The following is an 18908-nucleotide window of genomic DNA, read 5'->3' on the forward strand; positions in this document are numbered from 1 at the left end:
AAGTGCATGAAAAAGCCAGCAAGGATTACCTACTGGCTTCATAAAAAAGCGTCAACCTATTTTAGGACTAGACACGGTAGCAATCAAGCGTAGAAATTGCGATTTTCACCAGCACGAGTCAACAGCCCATCGCATGGCGCATAACGATCACCATATTTCGATGCAAACTCGTTCATTTTCTCAACCAGTTCTTTCAAACCAAATTGATCCATGTAACGGAATGGACCACCTAGGAATGGTGGGAAACCAATACCAAAGATCGCACCGATATCACCATCGCGTGGAGACCGGATAATACCGTCGTCTAAACAGCGAACCGCTTCGTTTAGCATTGGCAGTACACAACGCAATGCAATGTCGTTGTCGCTCAGTTTTGATTCAGGCGTTAAGTTCAGCAGTTTGTACACTGACCTATCAACTTCCTTCTTCTTACCTTTATAGGTATAGAAACCTTTACCACTCTTACGACCTTTACGACCGTCGTTCAGTAGTGTTTCGAATACGTCTGGACCTTTAAATCGCTCGCCCAATTCGTTAACCAAGATTGGCATGATCTTCGCGCCAATATCGACACCAACTTCATCAAGCAAAGTAATTGGGCCAACCGGGAAACCAAAATCGAGTAGTGCATTGTCCAGTTGTTCGATTGGCTCATTTGCCAACAAGATATGTGCGGCTTCATTCATGTAAGGTGCAAGAATACGGTTTACGTAAAAGCCTGCTTTATCTTTCACAACGATTGGCGTTTTACCTTGTTTCTTCGCAAGCGCAACCACGGTAGAAATGGTTTCATCCGACGTCGTCTCGTGAGGAATCACTTCCACCAGCGGCATTTTCTCTACCGGGCTGAAATAGTGTAAACCGACGATGTTTTCTGGACGCTCTGCTTTTTCCGCAATTTTGTGAATCGGCAAAGAAGACGTATTGGTCGCAAAAATAGTGTCTAGTTTCGCATTCGCTTCAATATCCGCAACCATCGTCTGTTTAAGGTCAAGATCTTCAAACACCGCTTCAATTACTACATCAATATGGTTGAAGCTTGTAAAGTCAATACCGCCAGACAGTTGCAGCATCTTCGCTTGCAGACCCGCTTTCGAGATAATACGGCGCTTACGTTGCTTATCAAACAACTTGTAGTTGTAGTTCAATGCGTTAAGCACACCGTCGTTACTAACATCTTTAATACGCACTGGCACTTTTGCTTTGGCGACGGAAACGTGGCTAATACCCGCCCCCATCAAACCACCACCAAGTACACCAACTCGACCGACCGATGCGGGCTCAGCCTCTGTACCATTCTCTTTCTTCATTTCAGTGGTAGCAAAGAAAATAGAGCGTAATGCTTTTGATTCAGAGCTCATCACCAATTCGCTAAAGCGCTTTGCTTCAAGTTCTTGGCCTTGAGCAAAACCTTTCTCAAGACCGTGTTGAATAACTTCCAGGATAGCCACGGTTGCAGGGTAGTTACCACGCGTTTTTTCATTAGTTTTTTTCGCTGCTTGCTCAAACACAAACTTACGACCCAAGCCGCTGCCCGACATCAATTTCTCTTTGGTCGATTGCTTTTGTTTGCCTTTCTTCTTGCCTTTTTCGACATGCATCTTCGCGACATCAAGCAAGACTGTCTCTGGCACACATGCGTCAACCACACCCAATTTTTTCGCTTTCTTCGCACGCAGTTGTTTACCTGTAAGGATTAAATCTAACGAGGGCAACAGACCAATTAAACGTGGAAGACGTTGAGTACCACCAGAACCAGGCAGCAAACCAAGTTGCACTTCAGGCAAACCAAGACGCGTTTTATCGGAATCAGTACACACTCGGTAGTCACACGCGAGAGCAAGCTCTAAACCGCCACCCAGACATGGACCATGAATCGCTGCGACAACCGGATAAGGCAGCTCAGACAACTGCTGGAACAAGTCTTGGCCTTGCTTGGCTAAGGCTTCAGCTTCACTTGCCGTCGTGCACGCTTCGAGCATGCGTACATCGGCACCCGCAACAAAGTTATCTGGTTTTAAGGAATGGATGATCATCCCTTTTACGCCGTTGGTGTCTTTCAGTTGAGCGAAAATCTCTTTCATCTCATCTGCAAACGCCGCTTGCAACGTGTTCATTTTCTCGTTTGGCACATCGATGGCTAGCCAAGCAATGTTCTGCTCATCAATCTTTAGACTAAATGCTTTTTGCTCGCTCATTACTCAACCTCCAAAATCATTGCTGCACCAAGACCACCTGCGGCACACGCAGTATTCAACGCAAGACCACCACCACGACGTTTCAGCTCACGTAACGTTTGTGTCATCATACGAGCGCCAGTCGCAGCAAATGGGTGACCGTAAGCAATTGAACCGCCAAGGACATTGAATTTGTCCATGTCGATCTCGCCAATCGCTTTCGAGCGACCTAGGTTCTCTTGGGCAAATTTATCAGAAGCAAACATCTTCACATTTGCAAGTGCTTGAGCAGCAAACGCTTCATGCATATCAATAAGCGTGAGGTCTGAAAGTTCCAATCCGGTATTTTCTAATACTTTCGATGTCGCGTAAGTTGGCCCCATCAACATATCCATTTCGACGCCAATAGCCGAGAATGCATAACCGCGAATGTAGCCAAGAATTTCCATCCCAAGCTCTTTCGCTTTACCTTCACGCATTAGCATCACAGCGGCACCACCATCGGTTAATGGCGTACTGTTTGCGGCTGTTACACTACCGTATTGGCGGTCAAAAGCCGGACGCAATTTTGCGTAACCTTCTAATGTCGAATCATGACGAATGTTGTTATCTTCTGAGATCCATTTTTTGTAAGGTTCTGGGAAAGCAGTCATCACTTCGTCTTGGATTTTGCCGTCTTTCCAAGCTTGCGAAGCTAGAGAATGAGAACGGTGCGCCAACGCATCTTGCTCTGCACGAGTAATGCCGTGTGATTTCGCCATTTGCTCAGCAGTTTGACCCATGGAAAGACCCGTCGAGTACTCAGCCACTGCCGGCGGCACTGGCATTAAATCTTTGAAGCTGAGTTTCTTAAGAATGTTGAGCTTTTGACCCAGCGTTTTAGTTTTGCTGAGCGCCAGTAAATTAGCAGCCAACGTTTTTGATACACCAATAGGCAACACAGAAGAAGAGTCCGCACCACCAGCAATCCCCACATCAATGCTGCCAGCCATAATACTTTCGGCAACATTGACAGCAGCTTGGAAGCTGGTCGCACATGCGCGAGTCACACTGTAAGCGTCGGTATGAATGTGCATACCCGTCCCCAATACGATTTCTCGTGCGATGTTTGGTGCTTCTGGCATTTGAACCACTTGTCCAAATACCACTTGTTCAATTAACTTAGGGTCGATATCTGTGCGAGCAAGCATTTCGCTCACTACCATTTTACCTAAATCGACCGCTGGCACCTGGCTGAACTCAGTGCTTTGACGAGCAAAGGGAGTTCGGAGCCCTGCGACAATAGCAACACGTTCACCATGGCGTGTTTTTACTTCCTGCTTGCCCATTGTTTCTCCTTAAATACAAGAGGTCTGACCTCATGCATTGTAATCAACTTGTTAAATTTATCAAACGTGCGTTTAAATAAACGTGAAGCGAGTAGATCTATTACTCTAGTTCATTGATTCTTATGCGATTAAGATTGCTTAACTATAGTGACTTAAAAAGAGAAGAAGTGTGCTGTGGGTAAAATTGAAGCAAAAAAAAACCACACAATATTGTGTGGTCGGAATATCTATAAAACAATTAACATACGCCAATTGTAAAATTAATCAGTTTCCTGATTAGGAGAAAGTAAAGTCAGCCTTCAAAAGGAAGTGTCATCTTGCTCAACATGTTAGTCGCAATGACTAACTAGATGACAAGATGTACTATAGCCCCTTCACTGTATGAGATTTTGAAATAGATCAATTTTTATGGTGATTTTATGGTTTCTTGCAGGAATAGGATTTGAAGACTGACCAAGTAGCCAACCAAATGAGGTAAAACGCCTCACTGACAACAATAAAAAATAAATTATCATCACTTCAAATAAGTGCTTGATCGTTGAAGACGTATATTGTGCTGCTGCTAAACTACAAAAAGTGTAGTCGGATCGATTATAAATATAAGCGGTATATATGACCTCACAGAGCAAGACGGAGGCTCCTGTGGCAATATTTAAAATGTTTGGAAAGAAAAATTCCGACAGTCCGGTCAACTCTGATATGGACAGACAAAGAAAATACGAAGCTCTTGTTCGGGGCTATCACAGAGACTTATATCGCTACGCATACTGGTTATGCAAGGAAAAGGCGGTTGCAGAAGATTTGGTTCAAGAAACCTGTCTGCGTGCGTGGAAGTCTCTCGATAGCCTTCAAGATGAAAAGGCTGCGAAATCTTGGCTTATTACCATTCTGAGACGAGAAAATGCGCGCCGCTTCGAACGCAAACAATTTGATTTGGTTGATATCGATGACTATGGCAATGATGCTAAAGTCAGCGATGACCCACATCATCAGCAGGAATGGCTACAAGCTCAAATAATGAAGCTTGATGTCGAATATCGTGAACCTTTGTTCCTCCAAGTTGTAGGCGGTTTCAGCGGAGAAGAAATCGGTAACATTTTGGAACTGAACAAAAATACGGTAATGACGCGCCTTTTCCGCGCCCGCAATCAACTAAAAGAGATGTTGGATTCTCAAGATACTCAGAGAGGACAAAAAAATGGATGATTTAGAATTTCGTCGTCGTATTTTGTCGGATCCAAAACAGAAGGATGAAGAGATTCTGCAAGCTTTAGCTGAGAAGGACGCTAACAGTAAGTTTGTTGAAGACGTTTTGGACCTCGATCTAAAGATTAAGCAAGCCATGAATGTGGATGTGCCAGAAGATCTCGCCGACAAAATTTTGTTTAACCAAACATCAAATGCATTAGAAGATGAAAAGATAGTCAGACCTAATTTCGCACGTAAAGCGATGGCTTTGGCGGCATCCGTTGCATTTACTGCTGGTTTACTTGTAGGTCAGATTAACTGGGGTAACGTTATTGTTTCTCCAGCGCAAGCAAGTCTGGCAGACACCGCAATGAAACACGTAGTGGCAGAAGAACCATTTGTCCGTAACATCGATGAAGATGTTTCGAATAAACAAGTCAACGCGAAAATGATGCCTTTCCATTACCAAATAAACGGTGATTTTCCATATCACGTTTACTACCTAAACCATTGTGGTTTTGGTGAGTCGAACAATGCGCTTCATGTCGTCTTCCAAGGTAAAGAAGGCAGAGTCACCATGTTTGTGACTGATGTGAAGAGTGACCAGAAAGTCGACTTTGATAAAGATGGTATGAGTGGTGTTGTGAAACCGGTGGGCAAAGCCAGTATGATTCTTGTTGGTAGCAATGGCGAAGATATCGATGCTATCGCAGCTAAGCTTGCTCCGATGATGGAACCTATGTAACAAGTTCCTTAATACCGCATCGATAAAACGTGAAAAGCCGCTAAATCTCGAAATTTAGCGGCTTTTTCTTATAGATACCAATAAAAACATTCACCCCACCAATCAAGTTTAGAGTCAAAACTCTAAATTATGCACTTTAGATGCAATTTCCCGACATTTAGACATCATTTCTGCAATTTTTATTCAAATTTATCCAATGGTCGGATTTGTATGGTCCACTCTTAATACTACTATCTGCGCCACTGAGCAAATGCTCAACTTATCGTCCAAAGAGACGAAACCCATAAGGAATAAAAAATGACTCAGAATACGCGTCTGTTTAAAAAGACTCTCCTAGCAGTGACGGTTGCAATGGCATCTGGTCAAGCAATGGCAGCTGGTTTCCAGCTAAACGCACAATCAGCGACTGGTATCGGTCGTGCATTCGCAGGTGATGCAGTAATTGCAGACAACGCATCTGTAATGGCTCGTAACCCAGCAGCAATGGCTCTATTTGATAAAATGGAACTGTCGCTTGGTTTTGAAAGCATTACTTCGATGATTGAAGTTAAAGATGCAAAGTATTGTGGTATTCAATGCCAAGCAACAAATGGCTTTATCAAGCCAACAGATTCTAACTATGACGACGCTGGCGACACTTCTATTGCACCAAATATCCACCTTATCGTGCCAGTTAACGACAAGTTTGCATGGGGTGTAAACGCATACTCAAACTTCGGTACTAAAACAGAGTTTGGTGATAGCTTCGTTGCAAAAGAATACGGTGGTCTTACTGACGTTAAAAGTGCAAACTTCGGCGTTGCAGGTTCTTACCGTCTAAACGACCAATGGAGCTTCGGTGCAGGCCTAGACCTAATTTACGGTCAAGGTACGATGAAACGTGAACATGGGATGCTTGGTACCCTTGTAGACGTTGATGAAGCAGATGGTTGGGCAGTAGGCTTTAACGTAGGTACAGTTTACGAGTTAAACGAAAACAACCGATTTGGCCTTTCGTACCGTTACAGCCCAGAAATGGAAGCCGAAGATGACAATGGCCAGAAAATTACTCTTCCTTTACCAGATATGGCTGAGTTCTCGGGTTACCACAAAATCACCGACACTAAGTTCGCCGTGCACTACTCTATCCAGTACATTGGCTGGGGTGCATTCGATCAAATTGAGTTCCGTAACTTAAAAGGCTCGCCTCTTGGTTCAAGCTACGATAAAGACTACCAATGGCAAGATGGTTGGCACTACTCTATCGGTGGTACGTACTACTTAAACAACGATTGGACACTGCGTACAGGTTACATGTATGACACCAGTGCTCAAGACTCACTGACTTCAGTGTCGGTTCCTGATTCTGATCGTCAATGGTTCTCAGCAGGCTTCACTTACCATATCGATAGTAAGTCAAATGTAGACTTTGGCTTTACCTACTTAATGGGTAAAGATGTGAAAGTTAATGAGTCAACGCCAAACCCAACATACCCTTCGGCTGGACCAGAAAATATTTCATCGCTTGCAGCAACAACACATGCAGATGCGATTCTATTCGGCTTACAATACAGCCGCAGCTTCTAAGCATTACGCATGAAGCTAATATAAACACTCTCTATATAAAAGGCTGGAATTCCAGCCTTTTTTCTTATCTATCATTTACCCCTCACCTAATCTGAGCGCACACGTGTAACTAAATGCGGTTATTAGAACTCACAGTTGTTCGCTGAAACTTCTTCACAACGCCTTTACAGTTAGATAAATTAACTGCATATTTAACTACCAATAGATAATTAACCTGAAAACACTGTTTTATTGGATTTTCATTTTTAAAGTAATAACTCTAGACGTAAACTTTCGTCCCACGTTATAAATAACTCAGCGAACATTACAATGAAAACCAACAAGACTCTCCTTTCAGCAGCAGTGGCATTCGGCCTATTAAGCACTTCAGGCGTTGCAAACGCAGCAGGTTTCCAACTTGCAGAATACTCTGCGACTGGCCTAGGTCGTGCATACGCTGGTGAAGCAGCGATGGCTGATAACGCAGGTGCACAGTGGCGTAACCCAGCAATGCTAACGTACCTAGAAGGCACACAAGTGTCTGTTGGCGCTATTTATGTAAACCCTAATATTGATGTTGATGGCACATCGACATTTGTAAATGGTTCTAATAAAGCAAGTTCACATGACTTTGCACACGATGCTGTTATCCCTAACTTCTACCTATCTCACCAGTACAACGACAAGTTTGCTATTGGTCTAGCATTTGGCACTAACTACGGTATGGAAACGGACCTAGGTAAAGATTTTGCTGCAGCAAACTTTGGTAACCAAGCTAGCGTAACGTCGATGGAAGCGAACCTGAACGCGGCTTACAAACTAAATGAAGCGGTAAGCATTGGTGGTGGTATCCGTTACATCATCGCAGATGGTAGCATTGGCGCGGTAATGCCACCTCAGATGGGTTTAGTGAAACCGACTTTACCGGGTCAAACACTTAAATACATGGAAGGTGATGACACCGCTTGGGGTTGGCAAGTGGGTACTGCATGGCAGATCAATGATAACAACCGTATCGGTTTCGCATATAAATCAGCGGTAGATCTGACCCTAGAAGGTCACGCGAATGGTCTTGCGTTCAACCCAGTGAACCCTAACGCGAAAAAAGCAGGTTCAATGGACCTTACCTTGCCAGCGACAGCTGAACTAGCGAGCTTCCACCAACTAAATGACCAGTTAGCAGTACACGCAAGCATTAACTGGACAGATTGGAGCAGCTTTAAAGAGCTAGTGGCAGATTTCCCTGATTCATCTGATCTAATCAAATCGGAAAACTGGGAAGATAACTACCGCTTTGCTGTAGGTACGACTTACAAGCTTGACCAAAAATGGACATTGCGCTCAGGCGTTGCTTACGACATGTCTGCAGTTGATGACAAGTACCGTACAACAACAATTCCAGAGACTGACCGTCTATGGCTAAGTGTTGGTGCAGGCTATGAATGGTCTAAAAACCTAACTCTAGACGCTGGCTTTACTTACATCTTTGCGAAAGATGCGCCAATCAGCGAACCTCGTGATGCATCTGATAACGAAGCAGCCGTTTTCGGTGGTGCATTTGAAGGTGAAGTAACGGGCAACGTTTGGCTAATCGGTGTTCAAGCGAACTACAAGTTCTAATCTAAACGCTATTTATCGATAAAAGAAAGTTACCGATAAAAAGAAAGGCTTGGTTTTCACCAAGCCTTTTTGTTTGTCTGTTGAAAACGTTTAGAAGTCTTCTTCTAAGTACTCGTCCAAGTACGCTTCTTCATCCTCATTCACTTCATCCGTATTGTTGATTTCTGCTTTGAAATCTTGACGCTGAAGATAAATATCACGCGTTAATACGTATGGATCTGGAGAGGCTTCTAACTGCGCTTCTTGTGGAACAATCAGTGCACGCTTTTCCATACCTTCCAATGCCCACTTACCAAGACCAGCCCAGAAGTTAAGGTAAGAAAGCGGCAAATACATACCATCTACCGTATCTGTTACTTCGCGCAACGTATATGGGCCGTAGCCAGGTACCATGAAGTAAGGACCATTTCCTACTCCATAATGACCCACCACACTACTGAACTCTTTGTTATCGTATTTGGTAATACCCGCCGCTGTCGCGATATCGAACAAGCCAAGTACACCAAAAGTCGAGTTAATCCAGAATCGGTTAAAGTGATCGACCGCTTTAGTGCCGTTTCCCATCACCAAATTATTAACCACGCTTGCTGGCTCATCTAAGTTCGCCAAAAAGTTTGCGATACCTGAGCGAACTGGGACTGGCGTGTAGTCCACATACGCAAGAGAGATAGGACGAACCAAATACGGATCAAGGTAATCGTAGTTGATTTCCCACATCGCGCGGTTGAAGCCTTCTAACGGATCATAAACACCAGAAGTCGTTTGATTCGTTTCGTTTTCTTCTGTTGCCGCCTCTTCAGGCGCAGTCGAACAGCCAACCATTCCAACTGCAAACAACAACAAGAAGGTGGATTTACCCTTGTTATACATTCTGCGTTCCATAACGACGATTAATATACCTAAGCAACCTTAAAGATTGATGTACGCGATACTGCTCTTAAAAAGTCACTTGGTTATATAAATAAAGAAAGGCCAGCAAGCGCTGGCCTTCATCATTCTACTCGATAGTTGGTAGTCATACCACAAAAGCGATAGGACAATCACAAAGTGTCCACTATCAGAGACAGGATAGATTTATTGATACTGCTTATCAATCATCACATCCACTGGTTGACCAAATTCAACCGCGTCACTTTCGCCGTGCCAATCATGGTCACGAGTCGCTACGTTACCGTCAGAGTCGATACGAACACGTACCATCAGTTTCTCTAACGACGACAGCTTCTGCCCTTCCATCATCGCATTACCGTCGTCTAAAACCACGGTACGAGGGAAAGTCCCTAGTGGATAGCGCGCTGCTGCAACTGGCATTGGGGAGCCGTCTGCGCGGTGAATAGATACGATCAATACTGCATTTGGGTCCAATTGAGCTTCTGGAGCAACGTTAATCGTCACTGCCACGCTTTTATCTGGAGACACCGCCTCACCCATTTGCTTACGCGCACTTTCGATACTGCGACCTAGCATTTCGTAACGGCTATCCTCTGGACCAATCATCTGCTGCATGATGCCCCAGTATTTAATCGCTGCAGGGAAATCTTGGCGCTCAAACGCATCGAATGCCAACAGCGAGAATACACGTAGGTCGACATAGTCTTGCTGCATTAGCTTGCCAAGCAGAGAACGTGCTGTCGCTTGATCCATCTCGTCTTGAGACAGCATTAGAGCTTGAGCGTAACCGAGTTGTACATCAGGATCTTTCGGCTCCAGCTTGTACGCTTTCTCCATTGCATCAATCGAGGTTGTGACATCACGATTAGCCAGAGCGATACGACCAAGAAGCAGCCAACCTGTTGAATCATCTGGTTGGTAATGCAGACGCGTACGAAGTGCTAATGATAAGTCATCCATTTCATCTTCGCTTAAAGGCTCAGACGATGCTGACATCAACTTCTTCGAAAGTTCAGGTAGGTTTGACGTGACTTCCTGCCACTTAACAACGTCCTGAGAGGCACCAAACTTGTAGTAAAGACCGTAACTCAATACCACTGTTAAAATAACCGAAGGAATCAATACCGCCATTGGAGAAACTTTGGTTTCGCCTTGTGTTTTTTCACTTGGGATGTCATCCAGTAGCGACTGTTTCAAATCAGAAATCAACTCGTCTTGGCTCTCGACCAAGCCTTCATCGGTTTCTTCTTCAAGCTCAGAAAGTCGGTCTTTATAGAACGCTTTGTTTAGCTCGTCACGTAATACTTCATCGTTGTTTGCTTTTTGCTTTAGCAGAGGCAAAGCGACCAACACGCAAGCAATCAGCGTTAAAACAACGGTAGAAATCCAAAATAGTGTCATTACTTCTTATCTCCGTTGTTCTCTTCATCAAGTAGCGCTTTAAGACGAGCTTCTTTGTTCTCATCCCAATTTTCATCGCTATCTTGAACAGTTTTTACTTTGGCTTTACGGCTGCGAAGCACGATCAAACCAAAGCCACCTAAAACAACAGCAAATGGACCAAGCCAAAGAATCGCGGTTGCCATGGTAAACGGAGGGTTATAAGTCACAAAATTACCGTAACGGGCAATCATGTAGTCAACGATTTCATCTTTAGACTTACCGTCTTTGGTCATTTCATAAACCTTGTGACGCAGGTCTTGAGCAAGCTCTGCGTTTGAGTCAGAAATCGTGTTGTTCTGACATTTAGGGCAACGAAGCGTATGACCGAGCTCTTTGAACTGTTGTTCTTGCTCTAAGTTATCAAACTCATACACTTCGATTGCAGCGTGTGCTGCAAGCGAAAATGTCATTGCAGCGAGCGCCGCTAGAATAAACTTTTTCATTGCTTCGCCTCCTCAACCAATTTGGTATAAAGCGGCTCTAGGGTCTCAGCCCAGTTACGAGGGTTCACATCGCCAACATGACGGTAGCGAATCACACCATTGGCATCGATGATGAACGTTTCAGGAGCGCCGTAAACACCAAGGTCTAGGCCCAACATACCGCTTCCATCAAACAAGCTGATTAGGTATGGATTACCAAGGTCGTTTAACCAACCAATCGCTTTATTACGATCATCTTTGTAGTTCATACCGATGATCTTCACGCCTTTGCCTGCAAGTTCGTTTAAGTATTTGTGCTCAGCGTAACAAGTTGGACACCAAGTCGCCCAAACGTTAAGCAACAGCGGCTCACCTTTAAAGATCGACTGGTCGTATTGCTTACCCGGTTCCGCTAAATCTTCTAGGTGGAACTCAGGTACTGGCTTACCTACCAGTACTGATTCCAATTTTGTTGGATCGTCGCCGTCTTGGTTACGAACCAACTGAGTCGCGAAGATACCCGCCAAAACCATAAAAGCGACCAACGGGATAAATAAGACTTTCTTATTCATATTATGCTTCCTTTTCCGCTAGCTTTGACTTTCCGTCTTTCTTAGCCGTCTTGCGGAAGCGGTAACGTCTATCAGAGATAGCAAGCGCACCACCTAAAGACATGATCAATGAACCAGCCCAGATCCAACGAACGAATGGTTTGTAGTAAATACGTACTGCCCACGAACGGTTGTCGTCTAGACGCTCGCCCATCGCGATGTACAAATCACGAGTAATTCCGCGATCAATAGCCGCTTCAGTCATCATCGACTTCGCCGTGCGGTAGAAACGTTTTTCAGCGTGTAGCGTGTTCACGTACTTACCATCATTGGTGATTTCGAAGTCCGCGATGTAACCATCGTAGTTTGGACCATCTTTGTCACGTAGACCTGAGAAGTAGAAATCGTAACCGTAAATCTTGAAGTGCTCACCAGGCGCCAAACGTACGTCACGCTCGATGCTGTAGTTTTGCACCATCGCAATACCAATCACAGTAACGGCTAAACCAATGTGACCAAGCATCATTGCCCAGTGGCTGCGTTGCAATTTACGAACACCTTCACCAAAGCTGTGACGGTGCGTCGCACGCTCGTACAATTCAAAGCAATGCATTGCAATGATCCAGATTGCCATTACCCAACCGATGTAAGCCATCACTGAGAAGAAGTCTGCGAACAGGAACACGCACACTGCCGCTAATGCGAAGGCAAGCACACCGGAAACAATCATCGGCTTAATAAGCTTAGATAGATTATCGCGCTTCCAGCGAATCATAGGACCAATACCTAACAGGAAGGCAAACGGCATCATCAACCATGCGAACAGCATGTCGAAGAATGGCGCACCAATAGATACTGAACCAAGACCAATTTGTTTGTGAACTAATGGCAGCAATGTACCAACTAGTACGACGACCAGTGCAGCAATCAGAAGCACGTTGTTCCCAAGTAGCGCGTTCTCACGCGAAACCAAATCAAAGTTACCGCGAACCCGAACCGCCGCCCCTTTCACTGCAAATAACAGGAGTGAACCACCAATGACGAAAACGAGGAAACCTAGGATAAACATACCGCGAGATGGGTCAGACGCGAATGCGTGTACCGACACCAGAATACCGGAACGAACCAAGAAGGTACCAAGCAAACTTAATGAGAATGCAGAAATTGCCAGTAATACTGTCCATGCTTTAAACGTACCGCGTTTTTCCGTCACCGCTAGAGAGTGCATGAGAGCCGTACCCGCTAGCCAAGGCATGAATGATGCGTTTTCTACTGGATCCCAGAACCACCAGCCACCCCAGCCAAGTTCGTAGTACGCCCACCAAGAGCCTAGTGCGATACCTAGTGTTAGGAAAACCCATGCAGCTGTAGTCCAAGGGCGAGACCAACGAGCCCAAGCCGTATCAAGACGGCCTGTCATTAGAGAAGCAATCGCAAACGAGAACGCAACCGAGAAGCCTACATAGCCCATGTAAAGCATTGGCGGGTGAACAATCAAACCCGGATCTTGAAGAAGTGGGTTCAGGTCACGACCATCAACAGGGAAGAATGGCAACGTACGTAGGAACGGGTTTGAAGTAAGAATGATGAACAGCAAGAAACCAACTGAAATCATGCCCATCACAGCAAGCACACGTGCAACCGATTCTTGTGGCATACCGCGGCTAAATGTCGCTACAGCCACAGTCCAACCAGCTTGGATAAGCACCCAAAGCAACAGTGAACCTTCGTGCGCGCCCCAAACTGCCGTTAGACGGTAGTACCAAGGTAGTAGGCTGTTTGAGTTACTTGCCACGTATTGCAACGTGAAATCATTGGTATAGAAACCCCAACATAAGATCACGAATGAGAAAAATAGCATGATGAACATCGACCAAGATAGCGGTCGTGCTGTATTCATCAGCATCGTGTTATTGTTTGATGCGCCCCATAACGGCAGTACGCTTAGCAGTACTGCCATCGCAAGCGATAAAATGAGGGCAAAGTGACCGATTTCAGCAATCATTGGTCGCTTCCTTGTTTTTGTTCAGTGGTGTACTGCAAAGGCTCATGGGTTTTCTTCATCGCTTCTGCAATTTCAGGTGGCATGTACTCTTCGTCGTGCTTCGCTAGCACTTCAAACGCTTCAACCGTTGTTGCATCTTTAAGTACGCCTTGAGCTACGATACCCTGACCTTCACGGAACAAATCTGGAAGGATACCTTCATACACGATCGTCACTTTTGGACCCACGTCGTGTAGATCAAAACGCACTTTCAGAGAGTCTTGGTCGCGGCGAACTGAACCCACAACAACCATACCGCCGATACGCAAGCGTTGACCGACTTCCGGTTTCGTACCATCAGGCTTACCATTAACTAACTCTGTTGGAGTATAGAAAAGGTCCATATTTTGGTTAAGCGCATACAACATCAAACCAATGGTTGCACTGATGCCGATAAAGATAGCGAGGACAATGCCCAGCCTCTTTTTACGTCTCGGGTTCATAACGTGTTCTCCATATTCTTCGCCGCGTCGATACGCGCTTGGCGGTCAATTTTTGCTTGAACTTCTTTCAATAACGCATCCCCACGACGGACGCTTGAAATCAAAAGAATCAGCATAGACAAGAAAGTAATACCAAACGCGCTCCATACGTATGATGCGTAGCCACCCATGGCAAATAATTCGCTCAGAGATTCAAAATGCATGATTAATTACCTCACTGAGTTTTTTCAGATGCGAGTTTGCGGACCCAAGGACGGTGACTTTCTTTACTGATGATTTCATTACGGAAACGCACCATAGTCACTGCACCAAAGAAGAACGCAAAGCCAAAGATGTTCAACAACAGCGGCCAAAGCATGTTGGATGAAATGGATGGCTTTTCAAATTTCGTAATGGTTGCGCCTTGGTGTAGCGTGTTCCACCACTCCACAGAAAAGTGGATGATAGGTAGGTTAACAACGCCAACAATCGCAAGAATACCCGCGGCTTTTGCGGCGTTTTTTTGATCGTCAAACGCGTGGTACAGCGCAATAACACCAAGATATAGGAATAGAAGAATGAGTTCTGAGGTTAGGCGTGCATCCCATACCCACCAAGTGCCCCACATTGGCTTTCCCCACACCGCGCCAGTAAGCAAAGCGATAAAAGTAAACACTGCACCAATTGGTGCCATGGCGAGTGCGGCCATTTCTGAAAGGCGAACCTGCCAAACCAAACCAATAAATGCGGCAATGGCCATCGACATGTAAACACCCATCGACCAAATGGCTGAAGGCACGTGAATATAAATGATTCGGAAACTGTCGCCTTGCTGGTAGTCCGAAGGCGCGAACGCAAGCCCCCATACGGTACCAACCGACAGGCATACGAGGGCCAAAACAGAAAACCAAGGGAGAAACTTACCACTTAGGTGATAAGCTGCTTCAGGCTTGGCATAAGGATGTAGCCATTTCCACATGTTAAGTTCTCACTCTTACTTCAGGGACACTGTCTAGAGGGTCGAGACCGTAGCAGTGCTTTAATAATAATTCTTTGATCAAACGTCGCTTAATCCGCACTTTACTGAGTTAGTTAACACTAACTCTTAGCGCCGCGCTGATAGCAAACGGGGTGAGGGTGACGGCCCCCATCAACATGGCCCCTAAAATAGCCAGTTGTCCGTTATACGCGATACCTAATGCTGCAGCATCAATCGCGGATGTAGCGAAAATCAGAATTGGGATGTAGAGCGGCAGAATAAGCAAACTCAGAAGAACGCCGCCCTTTTGTAACCCAACTGTCAGCGCCACACCAATGGCACCGATAAAACTTAGCGTCGGAGTTCCGATCGCGAGTGTCAAAACCACAGACAACCAAGTATTGAAATCAAGAGAAAGCAGGATCGCCAATAATGGGCTAATTAGAATTAGCGGCAATCCAGTTAACAACCAATGTGCTATGACCTTAGAAATCACAACAAGTTGCAACGGAATTGGCATCAGCATCATTTGCTCTAGCGCACCGTCTTGAAAATCATCACGGAATAGACGCTCTAATGATAATAAGGCAGACAGCAACGCAGCAACCCAAACGATGCCAGCTGCAATACGTGCTAACAAATTAGGCTCTGGACCGATGCTAAGAGGGAAAAGTGTGATCACGATAATGAAGAACCACAGCGGGTTCAGGATGTCTGCCTGACGACGAAATGCAATCAACAACTCACGGCGGATAATGGTGGTCATGGACGAAATCATACTAATCACCCAATTTTATTTTTCTAAGTTTAGAGCTATCTGCAAACATATCTTGGTGTGTAGTCAGAATAACGATGCCACCATTATCAGCATGATTTGCAAACAATGATTCAAGCACCTTCACACCTTGTTTATCAATTGCCGTCAACGGCTCATCTAAAATCCATAGAATTTGTTTACTCAACCACAATCGAGCAAGCGCAACACGTCGTTGCTGACCGGCAGAAAGTTGTGCTACAGGCACATCTTCTCTACCTGCAAGACCAACTTGAGTCAATGCAGCAAAGATTTCGTCATCAGAAGAACGGTTATTGTGAATAGATTGATAAAAGCGTAGGTTTTCGAATGCCGTCAACTCGCGTTTTACGCCAGTTTGATGCCCAAGGAAGAGCAAGTCTTGATGAAAGACGTCACGAGATTTTTCCGTGATTTCGCCTTTCCATTTGATGATGCCCTCTTCTCTGTCCCCTAACCCGATAATGATTCGCAGCAATGTCGTTTTACCTGTGCCGTTTCGTCCTTCTATTTGGACAAGCTCACCAGGCTTAATTTCAAATTGCAGGTTTTCAAACAGGACCCTTTCGTCACGGATCGCAGTTAGGTTAGAGACTTCTAACATAGGGCTTCAACTAAAAAATGAATGAGCGGCTATATTAACACAGCTTAGTTGTGACAAAACAGGATAAGAAAGCGATGATGTATGTAAGTTCGTGAGTTTTTGTTAACTTATAGTCACATTTTAATAAAATTAACCATAAGTGATTATAAGTTTTTATTTTAAAAATAAAAAAAGAAGCCGAAGCTTCTTTTTTCATCTTTTATCGACGTCTTCCACGAGGTGGATAAGTCGGGTCATCAGAGGGTTGACTGCTTAGTGGTGGAATTTTCTCTTTCCCTGCAAGTTTCTTCTGCAAAGACAGCATTAATTCAGCTTCCGCTTTCGGCAATTCACACTCTTCAATCAACTCGTTGATATCAGCACCAAGTTGAACCATTTTTGAAGCGCGACTATACAGTCTTCCGTCTGTATCTGCGTGTTCTAGTTCGCGAATGCGTTCATTAAGATGTTGAATTACATCTTGTTGTTCAGTGACTTTTTGGCCTAAACCAACCACCACAGAACGCACTTCCAACAGTTGTTTGTTCAGCTTTTGTACTTCTTTCTCAGCATTTCGCGCATGAGCGCGCTGCTGATCCATTTGCTTTTGTAAGCCAGCACGCACGCGTAACTGCATTAAAAGCAGAATCAGAAATACAAAAGCCAAGCCGCCTGCAAATAGCGGCAAAGATAGGAAGGTTTCTTCAGCCATGATTCATCAGCCAATTATAGGTGAGCCATCTCATCCCATTCGTCATCGCTTAGTAGCTTGTTCAAATCAACAAGAATAAGCAGTTTACCATCACGGTTGCTTACGCCTTGAATGAACTTAGCGCTTTCGTCAGTACCTACAGATGGGGTTGTATCGATCTCAGAAGAACGTAGGTAAACCACTTCAGCAACGCTGTCGACTAGGATACCGATAACTTGGCGCTCAGACTCAATCACGATGATACGTGTATTGTCAGTCACTTCGCCTTCCATTAAGCCAAAACGAGAGCGAGTATCAATAACGGTAACCACGTTACCACGCAGGTTGATGATACCTAGTACGTAATCTGGCGCACCCGGAACTGGAGCGATTTCTGTGTAGCGAAGCACTTCACGAACTTGCATCACATTGATGCCATAAGTTTCTTCTTCAAGTTGGAACGTCACCCACTGAAGAACTTCGTCGTTCGATGTATCTTTCTTCACTTCAACTTCAAAAGCTTGAGACATAGTTAATCCTCGTTAATGTCGTTCCCGACCAAAATCTAATTCAGTGATTTTACATCTAAACCGGCGTTTAGCATGTCTATAAGTGCTTGGACATGAATTAAAGCACACATTTTTTCTTTCACCATACCCGCTAACCAAGGGCGTTTGCCGGCTTGTTCACGCCAACGGACTTTGTCGATATTGAGTGTTTCAGTTCCCATTAACTGGTTACTTGCCAACCCCCACATGCTTTCACCAAGCATGACGACATATTGGTAATTCTCTTTGTAGTCTTCATCACGAAGCTTATCTGCCATCACCCACTTTGCCGTGTCTACGACATCAAATTGCTGTTCGCGACTGGTTTGTAAACCCAAATACCAAGCAGGTCGACCGATTAAGTGATTGAGCTCTGTGATGCGATGAATGCCACCAAGCTCATCAAGCGGTACAGCGAACGTCACGTCGTTTACATCAAAGTACAACACTTGAAAGTCTTCACTACGTTGTGTGCTTTCCCAAGCATCAGGAAGCTTTGCTCCCGCTTCGGTCTCCAGCTCTATTTCTGTCTCGATGCGTTGTTCAATTTCCACATCGGCATCAAACATTGGTTCAACCACTTCAACTTCTGGTTGAACCCTGATTGGTTCGGGTTGTTCAATCTCAATCGCAGACACTGAATCTTCTTCAATGTCCCACTCTTGGATTTCTTCCACGGCTTCAACCGCCGCTTCGACTTCGATTACTGGTTCTTGTACGATTGACTTTGCTTCTGCAGCTATATCAATGGTGTTTTGTTCCAGAATGTCATCGATATCCAACTCTGCTACGACATTTGTAGATTCAAGCTGGCTTAATAATCGTTGTACATCCTCCAGATTGGGCGCTTCCAATGCTGGGGAATACATTTCGCTGTATTGGTAAGACTCGGGTTCAGCGTAATGCAGTTGCAATTTTGGCTCTGGCTCTGGCTCTGG

General features: G+C 44.9%; 19 protein-coding genes. 4 read left to right on the forward strand and 15 right to left on the reverse strand.

Annotation, left to right across the window (positions count from 1 at the left end; genetic code table 11):
* Positions 1 to 83 precede the first annotated feature (83 nt).
* Both fadJ and fadI read right to left on the reverse strand, forming a co-directional pair.
* Positions 84 to 2198: a fatty acid oxidation complex subunit alpha FadJ gene (gene fadJ / locus BCT11_RS06580; RefSeq protein ID WP_102387697.1), complete on the reverse strand. Its 2115-nt coding sequence runs from the start codon at positions 2196 to 2198 to the stop codon at positions 84 to 86.
* The gene (fadI, locus tag BCT11_RS06585) at positions 2198 to 3505 is read right to left on the reverse strand and encodes an acetyl-CoA C-acyltransferase FadI (protein ID WP_039974172.1); all 1308 of its coding nucleotides are present in this window, start codon (positions 3503 to 3505) and stop codon (positions 2198 to 2200) included. The genes fadJ and fadI overlap by 1 nt, the downstream gene beginning before the upstream one ends.
* Before the next feature lie 612 nt (positions 3506 to 4117).
* On the opposite strand from fadI, the gene BCT11_RS06590 reads away from it, so the two are divergent.
* From BCT11_RS06590 to BCT11_RS06605, 4 genes are all read left to right on the forward strand, one after another.
* Positions 4118 to 4711: a sigma-70 family RNA polymerase sigma factor gene (locus BCT11_RS06590; protein ID WP_042603324.1), complete on the forward strand. Its 594-nt coding sequence runs from the start codon at positions 4118 to 4120 to the stop codon at positions 4709 to 4711.
* Positions 4704 to 5438, forward strand: coding sequence for a DUF3379 domain-containing protein (locus BCT11_RS06595; protein WP_102387699.1), 735 nt, complete (start codon positions 4704 to 4706; stop codon positions 5436 to 5438). The genes BCT11_RS06590 and BCT11_RS06595 overlap by 8 nt, the downstream gene beginning before the upstream one ends.
* A 297-nt stretch (positions 5439 to 5735) precedes the next feature.
* Positions 5736 to 7004, forward strand: coding sequence for an outer membrane protein transport protein (locus tag BCT11_RS06600; RefSeq protein WP_042603322.1), 1269 nt, complete (start codon positions 5736 to 5738; stop codon positions 7002 to 7004).
* 309 nt (positions 7005 to 7313) lie between these two features.
* Entirely contained in the window at positions 7314 to 8603 is a 1290-nt protein-coding gene (locus BCT11_RS06605; protein ID WP_038871374.1) for an outer membrane protein transport protein, read from the forward strand.
* 90 nt (positions 8604 to 8693) lie between these two features.
* Here the strand turns inward: BCT11_RS06605 and BCT11_RS06610 are convergent, their stop codons facing one another.
* The 13 genes from BCT11_RS06610 to BCT11_RS06670 all read right to left on the reverse strand — a co-directional run.
* On the reverse strand, positions 8694 to 9473 hold the full coding sequence (locus BCT11_RS06610; protein WP_038871377.1) for a VacJ family lipoprotein: 780 nt from the start codon (positions 9471 to 9473) through the stop codon (positions 8694 to 8696).
* A 204-nt stretch (positions 9474 to 9677) separates the two neighbouring features.
* Positions 9678 to 10895, reverse strand: a complete 1218-nt coding sequence (ccmI, locus tag BCT11_RS06615; RefSeq protein WP_045405687.1) for a c-type cytochrome biogenesis protein CcmI — start codon at positions 10893 to 10895, stop codon at positions 9678 to 9680.
* Positions 10895 to 11380: a cytochrome c-type biogenesis protein gene (locus BCT11_RS06620; RefSeq protein WP_038882176.1), complete on the reverse strand. Its 486-nt coding sequence runs from the start codon at positions 11378 to 11380 to the stop codon at positions 10895 to 10897. Before BCT11_RS06620 ends, ccmI begins: the two co-directional genes overlap by 1 nt.
* Positions 11377 to 11931: a DsbE family thiol:disulfide interchange protein gene (locus BCT11_RS06625; RefSeq protein ID WP_010449576.1), complete on the reverse strand. Its 555-nt coding sequence runs from the start codon at positions 11929 to 11931 to the stop codon at positions 11377 to 11379. The genes BCT11_RS06620 and BCT11_RS06625 overlap by 4 nt, the downstream gene beginning before the upstream one ends.
* Before the next feature lies 1 nt (position 11932).
* On the reverse strand, positions 11933 to 13915 hold the full coding sequence (locus BCT11_RS06630; protein ID WP_038882174.1) for a heme lyase CcmF/NrfE family subunit: 1983 nt from the start codon (positions 13913 to 13915) through the stop codon (positions 11933 to 11935).
* Entirely contained in the window at positions 13912 to 14397 is a 486-nt protein-coding gene (gene ccmE / locus BCT11_RS06635; RefSeq protein ID WP_038864807.1) for a cytochrome c maturation protein CcmE, read from the reverse strand. The genes BCT11_RS06630 and ccmE overlap by 4 nt, the downstream gene beginning before the upstream one ends.
* Positions 14394 to 14600, reverse strand: a complete 207-nt coding sequence (gene ccmD / locus BCT11_RS06640) for a heme exporter protein CcmD (RefSeq protein ID WP_038864808.1) — start codon at positions 14598 to 14600, stop codon at positions 14394 to 14396. Before ccmD ends, ccmE begins: the two co-directional genes overlap by 4 nt.
* Positions 14601 to 14611: 11 nt before the next feature.
* The gene (locus BCT11_RS06645; RefSeq protein ID WP_102387701.1) at positions 14612 to 15355 is read right to left on the reverse strand and encodes a heme ABC transporter permease; all 744 of its coding nucleotides are present in this window, start codon (positions 15353 to 15355) and stop codon (positions 14612 to 14614) included.
* Positions 15356 to 15464: 109 nt separating this feature from the next.
* A complete protein-coding gene (ccmB, locus tag BCT11_RS06650; protein ID WP_038864811.1) occupies positions 15465 to 16133 on the reverse strand; it encodes a heme exporter protein CcmB in 669 nt (222 codons plus the stop codon).
* A 1-nt stretch (position 16134) separates the two neighbouring features.
* Entirely contained in the window at positions 16135 to 16752 is a 618-nt protein-coding gene (gene ccmA / locus BCT11_RS06655; RefSeq protein WP_038864813.1) for a cytochrome c biogenesis heme-transporting ATPase CcmA, read from the reverse strand.
* Between the two features lie 199 nt (positions 16753 to 16951).
* Positions 16952 to 17443: a DUF2802 domain-containing protein gene (locus BCT11_RS06660; protein ID WP_038882173.1), complete on the reverse strand. Its 492-nt coding sequence runs from the start codon at positions 17441 to 17443 to the stop codon at positions 16952 to 16954.
* 14 nt (positions 17444 to 17457) lie between these two features.
* Positions 17458 to 17952, reverse strand: coding sequence for a chemotaxis protein CheW (locus BCT11_RS06665; protein ID WP_038864816.1), 495 nt, complete (start codon positions 17950 to 17952; stop codon positions 17458 to 17460).
* A 35-nt stretch (positions 17953 to 17987) separates the two neighbouring features.
* Positions 17988 to 18908 (reverse strand): chemotaxis protein CheW (locus BCT11_RS06670; RefSeq protein ID WP_241908994.1); only part of this gene is annotated, 921 nt, incomplete at its 5' end.

Origin of the sequence: Vibrio sp. 10N.222.52.B12 (assembly GCF_002875385.1) — a bacterium.
GTDB lineage: Bacteria > Pseudomonadota > Gammaproteobacteria > Enterobacterales > Vibrionaceae > Vibrio > Vibrio jasicida.

What these genes read in the sequence shown, in the direction of transcription:
- fadJ (WP_102387697.1), bottom strand. Translation starts at nt 2,198, where the DNA reads ATGAGCGAGCAAAAAGCATTTAGTCTAAAGATTGATGAGCAGAACATT.
- fadI (WP_039974172.1), bottom strand. Translation starts at nt 3,505, where the DNA reads ATGGGCAAGCAGGAAGTAAAAACACGCCATGGTGAACGTGTTGCTATT.
- BCT11_RS06590 (WP_042603324.1), top strand. Translation starts at nt 4,118, where the DNA reads ATGACCTCACAGAGCAAGACGGAGGCTCCTGTGGCAATATTTAAAATG.
- BCT11_RS06595 (WP_102387699.1), top strand. Translation starts at nt 4,704, where the DNA reads ATGGATGATTTAGAATTTCGTCGTCGTATTTTGTCGGATCCAAAACAG.
- BCT11_RS06600 (WP_042603322.1), top strand. Translation starts at nt 5,736, where the DNA reads ATGACTCAGAATACGCGTCTGTTTAAAAAGACTCTCCTAGCAGTGACG.
- BCT11_RS06605 (WP_038871374.1), top strand. Translation starts at nt 7,314, where the DNA reads ATGAAAACCAACAAGACTCTCCTTTCAGCAGCAGTGGCATTCGGCCTA.
- BCT11_RS06610 (WP_038871377.1), bottom strand. Translation starts at nt 9,473, where the DNA reads ATGTATAACAAGGGTAAATCCACCTTCTTGTTGTTGTTTGCAGTTGGA.
- ccmI (WP_045405687.1), bottom strand. Translation starts at nt 10,895, where the DNA reads ATGACACTATTTTGGATTTCTACCGTTGTTTTAACGCTGATTGCTTGC.
- BCT11_RS06620 (WP_038882176.1), bottom strand. Translation starts at nt 11,380, where the DNA reads ATGAAAAAGTTTATTCTAGCGGCGCTCGCTGCAATGACATTTTCGCTT.
- BCT11_RS06625 (WP_010449576.1), bottom strand. Translation starts at nt 11,931, where the DNA reads ATGAATAAGAAAGTCTTATTTATCCCGTTGGTCGCTTTTATGGTTTTG.
- BCT11_RS06630 (WP_038882174.1), bottom strand. Translation starts at nt 13,915, where the DNA reads ATGATTGCTGAAATCGGTCACTTTGCCCTCATTTTATCGCTTGCGATG.
- ccmE (WP_038864807.1), bottom strand. Translation starts at nt 14,397, where the DNA reads ATGAACCCGAGACGTAAAAAGAGGCTGGGCATTGTCCTCGCTATCTTT.
- ccmD (WP_038864808.1), bottom strand. Translation starts at nt 14,600, where the DNA reads ATGCATTTTGAATCTCTGAGCGAATTATTTGCCATGGGTGGCTACGCA.
- BCT11_RS06645 (WP_102387701.1), bottom strand. Translation starts at nt 15,355, where the DNA reads ATGTGGAAATGGCTACATCCTTATGCCAAGCCTGAAGCAGCTTATCAC.
- ccmB (WP_038864811.1), bottom strand. Translation starts at nt 16,133, where the DNA reads ATGATTTCGTCCATGACCACCATTATCCGCCGTGAGTTGTTGATTGCA.
- ccmA (WP_038864813.1), bottom strand. Translation starts at nt 16,752, where the DNA reads ATGTTAGAAGTCTCTAACCTAACTGCGATCCGTGACGAAAGGGTCCTG.
- BCT11_RS06660 (WP_038882173.1), bottom strand. Translation starts at nt 17,443, where the DNA reads ATGGCTGAAGAAACCTTCCTATCTTTGCCGCTATTTGCAGGCGGCTTG.
- BCT11_RS06665 (WP_038864816.1), bottom strand. Translation starts at nt 17,952, where the DNA reads ATGTCTCAAGCTTTTGAAGTTGAAGTGAAGAAAGATACATCGAACGAC.